The 8101-nt window shown below is 76.0% G+C and carries 2 protein-coding genes and 1 pseudogene; all 3 read left to right on the top strand.

Annotation, left to right across the window (positions count from 1 at the left end; translation table 11 throughout):
• Positions 1 to 26: 26 nt before the first annotated feature.
• Positions 27 to 6152, top strand: a pseudogene (locus BN6_RS23365) (thioester reductase domain-containing protein); the annotation flags it as partial.
• Positions 6153 to 6227: 75 nt separating this feature from the next.
• Positions 6228 to 6947, top strand: a complete 720-nt coding sequence (locus BN6_RS23360; protein WP_015102214.1) for a leucine-rich repeat domain-containing protein — start codon at positions 6228 to 6230, stop codon at positions 6945 to 6947.
• 565 nt (positions 6948 to 7512) lie between these two features.
• Positions 7513 to 8100 carry a GrpB family protein gene (locus tag BN6_RS23355; RefSeq protein WP_085983610.1) on the top strand — a complete coding sequence of 196 codons (588 nt, stop codon included), beginning with the start codon at positions 7513 to 7515 and terminating at the stop codon, positions 8098 to 8100.
• Position 8101: the final 1 nt, after the last annotated feature.

Raw genomic sequence — 8101 nt, 5'->3', positions numbered from 1 at the left:
CCGAACCGCAGGACGACCAGGCCAAGCTGGTCGAGTACCTCAAGCGGGTCACCACCGACCTGCGCCGGGCGCGCAAGCGCGTGGCCGAGCTGGAAGCGACCCGGGACGAGCCGATCGCGATCGTCGGCATGTCCGCCCGCTACCCCGGCGCGGCCGACCCGGACGAGCTGTGGCGGCTCGCCGTCGAGGAGCGCGACAGCATCGGCCCGTTCCCCGACGACCGGGGCTGGGACCTCGACGCCCTCTACGACCCCGACCCCGCCGCGCCCGGCCGGTTCTACATCCGGGAAGCCGGGTTCCTGGAGACCGCCGGCGGGTTCGACGCCGCGTTCTTCGGCATCTCGCCGCGCGAGGCGCTGGCCATGGACCCGCAGCAGCGGGTGCTGCTGGAAGCCGCGTGGGAGGCGGTCGAGCACGCCGGCATCGACGCCACCACCCTGCGCGGCAGCCGGACGGGCGTGTTCGCCGGGCTGGTCGAGCAGAGCTACCTCGACCTGGACGGCCCGCCCGAGTTCGAGGGCTACCAGATGACCTCCAAGCTCAGCTCGATGGCCTCCGGCCGGATCTCCTACACCCTGGGGCTGGAGGGCCCGGCGGTGTCGATCGACACCGCCTGCTCGTCCGGGCTGGTCGCGCTGCACCTCGCGGCCGGGGCGCTGCGGGCGGGGGAGTGCGACCTGGCGCTGGCCGGCGCGGTCTACGTGGCCGCGCACCCCGGCGGCTACATCGACGGCGCCCGGCAGCGCGGCCTGGCCGTCGACGGCCGCTGCAAGCCGTTCGCCGCCGCCGCCGACGGCATCGGCTGGTCGGAGGGCGGGGGAGTGCTGGTCGTGGAGCGGCTGGCCGACGCCCGCCGCAACGGCCACCGGGTGCTCGCGGTCGTGCGCGGCAGCGCGGTGAACTCCGACGGCGCGTCCAACGGGCTCACCGCGCCCAACGGCCCGTCCCAGGAGCGGGTGATCCGCGCCGCGCTCGCCGACGCCGGACTGCGACCGTCCGACGTGGACGCGGTGGAGGCGCACGGCACCGGCACCCGGCTCGGCGACCCGATCGAGGCGCAGGCCCTGCTGGCCACCTACGGCCAGGGCCGCCCGGCCGGCCGCCCGCTGCTGCTGGGCTCGCTCAAGTCGAACATCGGCCACGCCCAGGCCGCCGCCGGCATCGCCGGACTGGTCAAGATGATCCAGGCCATCCGGCACGGTCACCTCCCGCGCACCCTGCACCTGGACGAGCCCAGCCCGTTCGTGGACTGGTCCTCCGGTGACATCGAGCTGCTGGCCGAGGCCCGTGACTGGCCCGCGACCGACGGGCCCCGGCGCGGCGCGGTGTCGGCGTTCGGCGCGAGCGGCACCAACGCGCACGTCGTGCTGGAGCAGGCCCCGCCGGAGCCGGACGCCGAGCCCGTCGCGCGCCCCGCGCCCGCCGCCGTGCCGTGGGTGCTGTCCGGCCGGGGCCCGGCGGCGCTGCGCGCCCAGGCCGCCCGGCTGGCCGCCGCCCTGCCCGCCGACGCCGACCCGTACGACGTGGCGCACTCGCTGGCCACCACGCGGGCCGCGCTGGAGCACCGCGCGGTCGTCGTGGGCACCGACCGGGCCGACCTGCTGGCCGGACTCGCCGCGATCGCCGAGGGCGCGGACGTCCCCGCGGTCGTGCGCGGCACGGCCGGCGAGGTCGGCCGGACCGTGTTCGTGTTCCCCGGCCAGGGCAGCCAGTGGGCCGGCATGGCGGTGCCGCTGCTGGACGCCTCGCCCGAGTTCGCCGCGCAGATCGCGTTGTGCGCCAAGGCGTTGGAGCCGTTCGGGGACTTCTCGCTGGAGGACGTGCTGCGCGGCCGGGAGGGCGCGCCCGCGCTGGACCGGCTCGACGTCGTGCAGCCGGTCCTGTTCGCCGTGATGGTGTCGCTGGCCGCGCTGTGGCAGGCGTGGGGCGTGCGGCCGGACGCCGTGGTCGGCCACTCCCAGGGCGAGGTGGCCGCCGCCCACGTCGCCGGCGCGCTGTCGCTGGAGGACGCCGCCCAGGTCGTCGCGCTGCGCAGCCGGATCGCGCTCAAGCTCCAAGGTGTCGGCGGGATGGGCGCGGTCGCGCTGCCCCGCGCCGAGGTCGCGGCCCGGCTCGCGGCGTGGCCCGGGCGGCTGTCGGTCACCGTCGAGAACGGGCCCAACGCGGTGCTCGTCGGCGGCGACCGGGACGCGCTGGACGAGTTCCTCGCCGGCTGCAAGGCCGACGGCGCGCGGGTCAAGCGGTTCGACACCGACTTCGCGTCGCACTCGCCGCAGGTCGAGCTGGTGCGCGACGAGCTGCTGGCGGCGTTCGCGCCGATCGCGCCGCGCGCCGGGACGATCCCGTTCTTCTCCACCGTCACCGCCGACTGGCAGGACACCGCCGGCCTCGACGCCGGCTACTGGTACCGCAACCTGCGCGGCACGGTCGAGTTCGCCCGCTCGGTGGCCGCGCTCGCCGACGCCGGCTACGGGGTGTTCGTCGAGGTCAGCCCGCACCCGGTGCTCCAGGTGTCGGTGCAGGAGACGGCGGGCGACGAGGTCGTGCTCACCGGGACGCTGCGCCGCGACGAGGGTGGCCCCGAGACGTTCCTGCGGGCGCTGGCCGTGCTGCACAGCCGGGGCGTGCCGGTCGACTGGCGGCGGGCGTTCCCCGGCGCGCGGACCGTGCCGCTGCCCACCTACGCCTTCCAGCACGAGCGGTTCTGGCACGTCGCGGGCTCCGAGACGCTGGACACCGCCGCGCTCGGCCTCACCGCGGCCGGCCACCCGCTGCTCGGCGCGGCCGTGCACCTCGCGGGCGCCGACGAGGTGCTGTTCACCAGCCGGGTGTCCGCGCGGTCCGTGCCGTGGGCGTCCGCCGACGCCGATGGGGTCGTGGCGCTGCCGTCGGCGGCGCTGCTGGACGTGGTGCTGCGCGCGGGCGACGAGGTCGGCTGCCCGGCCGTGCGGGAACTGCGGGTCGACGGCCCGCTCGCCCTGCCCGCGCGCGGCGGGCTGCACCTCCAGGTCCGGGTCGGTCCGGCGGACGCCGACGGCGCGCGGCCGGTGGCCGTGCACACCCGGCCGGAGGACGGCGACCAGTTGTGGACCGTCGCCGCGACCGGCGCGCTCGTGCCGCGCGGCGTGCGGCCCGATCCGGGCGGACCGCCCGCCGACGCGACCCCGATCGAGGTCGACCTGGCCGAGCCGCACCGCCCGGACGGCTACCTGCTGCACCCGGCGCTGCTCGACGGCGTGCTGCGGACCGCCGGCGGGCACGTCGTGACCTGGCGCGACGCCAGGGTGCACGCCGTGGGCGCGGCGGCCGTGCGGGCGACCCTGACACCGCACGGCGACGGGCTGCGCCTGCGTGCCGTGGACCGCGCCGGCCACCCCGTCGCGTCGGCCGACCTGGTCTTCGGCGCGGCCGACGCCCCGCACGGCCGTGAGCACGAATCCCTGCTGTGGACCGAGTGGGCGCCCGTGGTGCTGCCGGACACCGCCGGCGGGCTCGGCGGGGAGGCCGTGGTCGTCCCGCTGGCCACCGAGCCCGGCGAGGACGTGCCCGCCGCGCTGCACCGGCTCACCGGCACCGTCCTGACCTTCGCGCACGCCTGGCTCAACGACGACAGCCGCGCCGACGTGCCGCTGGTGTTCCGCACGACGGGCGCGATGTCGGTCGCGGGCGAGCCGGTCACCGACCCGGCCGCCGCCGCCGTGTGGGGCCAGGTGCGCTCCGCCCAGTCGGAGAACCCCGGCCGGTTCGTGCTGCTCGAAGCCGACGGTGACGCGGCCGTCGCGGCGGTCGTGGCGTCCGGGGAGGCCCAGGTCGTCGTGCGCGGCGACCGGGCGTTCACCCCCCGGCTGCGGCGCGTCCCGCGCGGCCCGGCCCACCGGTTCGACCCGGCGGGCACGGTCCTGATCACCGGCGGCACCGGCACGCTCGGCGCGCTGTTCGCCCGGCACCTGGTCACCGCGCACGGCGTGCGGCACCTGCTGCTCGCCGGCCGGCGCGGGCCGTCCGCGCCCGGCGCGGCGGAACTGCGCGCCGAATTGGCCGCGCTCGGCGCGGAGGTGTCCGTCGTCGGGTGCGACCTGGCCGACCGCGCCGCCGTCGCCGAGCTGATCGCGGGCATCCCGGCCGACCGGCCGCTGCGCGCCGTCCTGCACGCGGCGGGCGTGATCGACGACGGCCTGGTGGTCGGCACGGACCACGCGCGGCTGGCGGGCGTCCTGCGGCCGAAGGCGGACGCCGCCTGGCACCTGCACGAGCTGACCCGCGAGCACGACCTGACCGCGTTCGTGCTGTTCTCCTCGCTGGCCGGGGTGATCGGCGGCGCGGGCCAGTCCAGCTACGCCGCCGCCAACACGTTCCTCGACGGCCTGGCCGAGTACCGGGCGGCCCTCGACCTGCCGGCGACGTCGGTCGCGTGGGGGCTGTGGGCGGCGACCGCCGCCGGCGGCGAACTGGGCGCGGCCGACGTCGAGCGCATCGCCCGCGCCGGCTACCCGCCGATCCCGTCGGACACCGGCCCGGCCCTGCTGGACCTGGCCGTGGCCACCGGGCTGCCCGCGCTCACCGCCGCGCCGCTGGACACCGCCGCGCTGCGCGCCCAGCCCCGCCAGGTGCCGCCGGTGCTGGCCGGCCTGGTCCGCGTGCCGTCCCGGCCGACCGCCCGCAACAGCGAGGTCACCACCGACTCGCTGGCCGCCGACCTCGCCGGGCTGGACGCGGCGGGCCGGCGGGAGCGGCTGCTCGGGCTGCTGCGCGAGGAGGTGGGCGGTGTGCTCGGGCACGCCGACCCGGCCGTGATCGGCGAGCGGGAGCGGTTCGCCGACCTCGGGTTCGACTCGCTGACCGGGGTCGAGCTGCGCAACCGGCTGGCCGGGCTGACCGGGCTGCGGCTGCCCACGACGCTGGTGTTCGACCACCCGACGCTCGACGCGCTGGCCGGCCACCTGACCGCAGCGCTGCTCGGCGACCCCGCGCCGGAGGGCGGCGACCTGGCCGCGGCGCTGGCCGCCGACATCGGGCTGGACCCCGACATCGTGCCCGCCGACGAGGTGGTGACCGTCGCCGCCGACCCGGCCGAGGTGCTGCTCACCGGGGCGACCGGGTTCCTGGGCGCGTACCTGCTGCGCGACCTGCTGGCCGGCACCCGCGCCCACGTGCACTGCCTGGTGCGCGCCGCGGACGAGACCGCCGCCCGCGCCCGGCTCGACGCGACCCTGGACTGGTACGGGCTCGACCTGGACCGGTCCCGGATCACCGTGCTGCCCGGCGACCTGGCCGCGCCGGCGCTGGGACTGGACCCGGAGCGGTTCGACGCCCTGGCCCGCTCGGTCGACGCGGTCTACCACCCGGCGGCCGAGGTCAACTGGGTGCGGCCGTACGCGGCGGTGCGCGGCGCGAACGTGCTGGCGGTGAAGGAACTCCTGCGCCTGGCCGCCCGACACCGCACCGTGCCGCTGCACCACGTGTCGACGCTGGGCGTGTTCCTGACCGCGTCGGCCGACGGCGGCACGGGCATCGCGGTGACCGACCCGTCCGGCCCCGGCGCGGCCCTGCCCACCGGGTACACCCAGAGCAAGTGGGTCGCCGAGCAGGTGGTGGACCTGGCCCGGGAGCGCGGTCTGCCGGTCTCGGTGTACCGGATCGACCTCATCGCGGGCGACCGGCAGACCGGGGCGTGCCAGACCCGCGACTTCGTCTGGCTGAGCCTGAAGGGAATGCTGGACGCTGGCGCGGCCCCGGCCGACCCCGGCGTGGACCTGCGCCTGATGCCCGTCGACTACGCCAGTGCGGCGATCCTGCACATCTCCCGGACCACGCACTCCCGGACGTTCCACGTCAGCGGCCACACCACGCTGCCGATGGCCGAGATGATCGCCGAGCTGCGCCGCCGGGGCCACCGCCTGGACCCGCTGGACGACGCGGAGTTCCGGGCCCGGATCCTGGCCGACCGCACCAACGCGCTGGTCCCGCTGCTGGACGCCTTCGACGTGATGTCGGCCGCGCCGGCCGCGTTCTACCCGCCGATCGACGACGCGGAGACCACCGCCGCCCTGGCCGGCACCACCATCACCTGCCCGCCCACCACCCTCGACCTGTTCGGCCGGCACGTGGACTTCTTCACCGGGCGGGGCTACTTCCCGCACCCCGCCCGCTGACCCCGGTGGCGGGGCCGGTGCTCCCGGCCCCGCCACCGACCGGCATGATCGCCGACCAGAACCGGGAAGAGCGACGTGGAACGGGCGTTGAACCTGTGGCGGCACGGTCTGGGCGAGGTGCCGGCGGAGATCTGGCGGCGGACGGACCTGGAGGTCCTGATCCTGGCGGACAACGGGCTCACGGCGATCCCGCCGGAGATCGGCCGGCTGCGCCACCTGCGCACGCTCGACCTGGGGCACAACGCGCTCACCGAGGTGCCCGACGAGATCGGCGGCCTCCCGGCCCTCACCGACTTCCTCTACCTGCACGACAACAAGCTGACCGCGCTGCCCGGCTCGGTGGGCGGGCTGACCGGCCTGCGCTACCTCAACGTGGGGGAGAACAGCCTGACCGCACTGCCGGAGTCCATCGGCGACCTGCGGGGGTTGGTGGAGTTGCGGGCCCAGCACAACGACCTGCGCGTTCTGCCCGAGACGATCGGCCGACTGTCCCGGCTGCGGGAACTGTGGCTGCGCGGGAACGCCCTCGACCGCCTGCCGGCCTCGGTCGCCGACCTGACCCAGCTGCGCCACCTCGACCTCCGCGAGAACGCGCTGACCGCGATCCCGGAGTCCCTGGCCGAACTCCCGCTCCTGCGCCACCTCGACGTGCGGTCCAACCACCTCACCGAACTGCCCGACTGGGTCGCCGGGATGCCCGCCCTGGAAAAGCTGGACCTGCGCTGGAACGACGTCGACCCGCCCCCGCACCTCCTCGACACCCTGACCCGCCAAGGGTGCGTGGTCCTCGGCTAGCTGTATGAGGGCATGAGGTGGGGGACGCTCAGGTGGAGTTGGACCGCCGGCGGCGGTGGCCGTTGTCGCACTGCGACGCGCACTGCCGCGAGATGCCCATTTCGGCCGCGACGAGTCGGTCGCACTTCTCATCCTGCCGTCGGAAGACCCGTCCGCCTGGTCAGGTTCGCGCCACCGTCACCGACGTCATGACCCGCGACGACCAGCCCGTCCGGTTCCGCCGGCCGGACATGGCGGGAGCGGGGCGCGCGATCGTCGGTCGACCACCAGCACTGCAACGCACCCGCGTCGTCGAGACGCCAGCGGCAGACCAACCGTCGCCGGATCCGAGCGACACGGTCGGTGAGCACCTCGGCCATCGAACATCCCCTCCGCCGCCCCGCCAGGCGGCCGCTGACGGCGAACCGCCACGACGCCTACCGCGCCGCACCCGGCTGTCGCACCCCGTCACCCTCCACCCGGCCGCCCCCTCGAAACATCCGCACTTGCACGGAGATGACCGCGTCCGACCTGGCCGGGGGGAATGGAGTCGACGGGTCCGGTGCGGCTCGCTATCTTGCGCCGGGTGCCTGCTTTCGACGAGATCACCCGTCACCACGACCCCGACCCCGACGAAGACCCGTGGGTGCTGGGTCCGCCCGCTCCCGAGAACGTGGTCATCACCCCGTACGACCCGGAGTGGCCCCTGCGCTACCAGGCCTTGGCCACGGACATCAGGGCGGCGCTCGGCGCTGCCGCCCTGGACGTCGAGCACGTCGGGTCGACGTCGGTCGAGGGGTTGGCGGCCAAGGACGTCATCGACATCGACCTGACCGTGGCCGACTCGCGGGACGAGGACGCCTACGTGCCCGCGCTCGAACGACTCGGCTACGTGCTGGTGATCCGCGAACCGTCGTTCCACGAGCACCGGGCCCTGCGCCTGGGCGTGCCGCGGGTCAACCTGCACGTGTTCGGGCCGGACTGCCCCGAGGCGATCCGCCACCGGATGTTCCGCGACTGGCTGCGGACCCACCCCGAGGACCGCGCGCTCTACGAGGACGCCAAGCGGTCCGCGATCCCCGGCGGTGGCACGGTCGTGGACTACAACCAGCGCAAGGAGGACGTGATCCGGGAGATCTACGACCGCCTGTTCCGCGCGGCCGGGATGTTGTGAC

Origin of the sequence: Saccharothrix espanaensis DSM 44229, from assembly GCF_000328705.1 — a bacterium.
Classification (GTDB): Bacteria; Actinomycetota; Actinomycetes; order Mycobacteriales; family Pseudonocardiaceae; genus Actinosynnema; species Actinosynnema espanaense.
The sequence above is the reverse complement of the archived record's forward strand: the minus strand, read 5'-3'. Positions and strand labels throughout refer to the sequence as shown.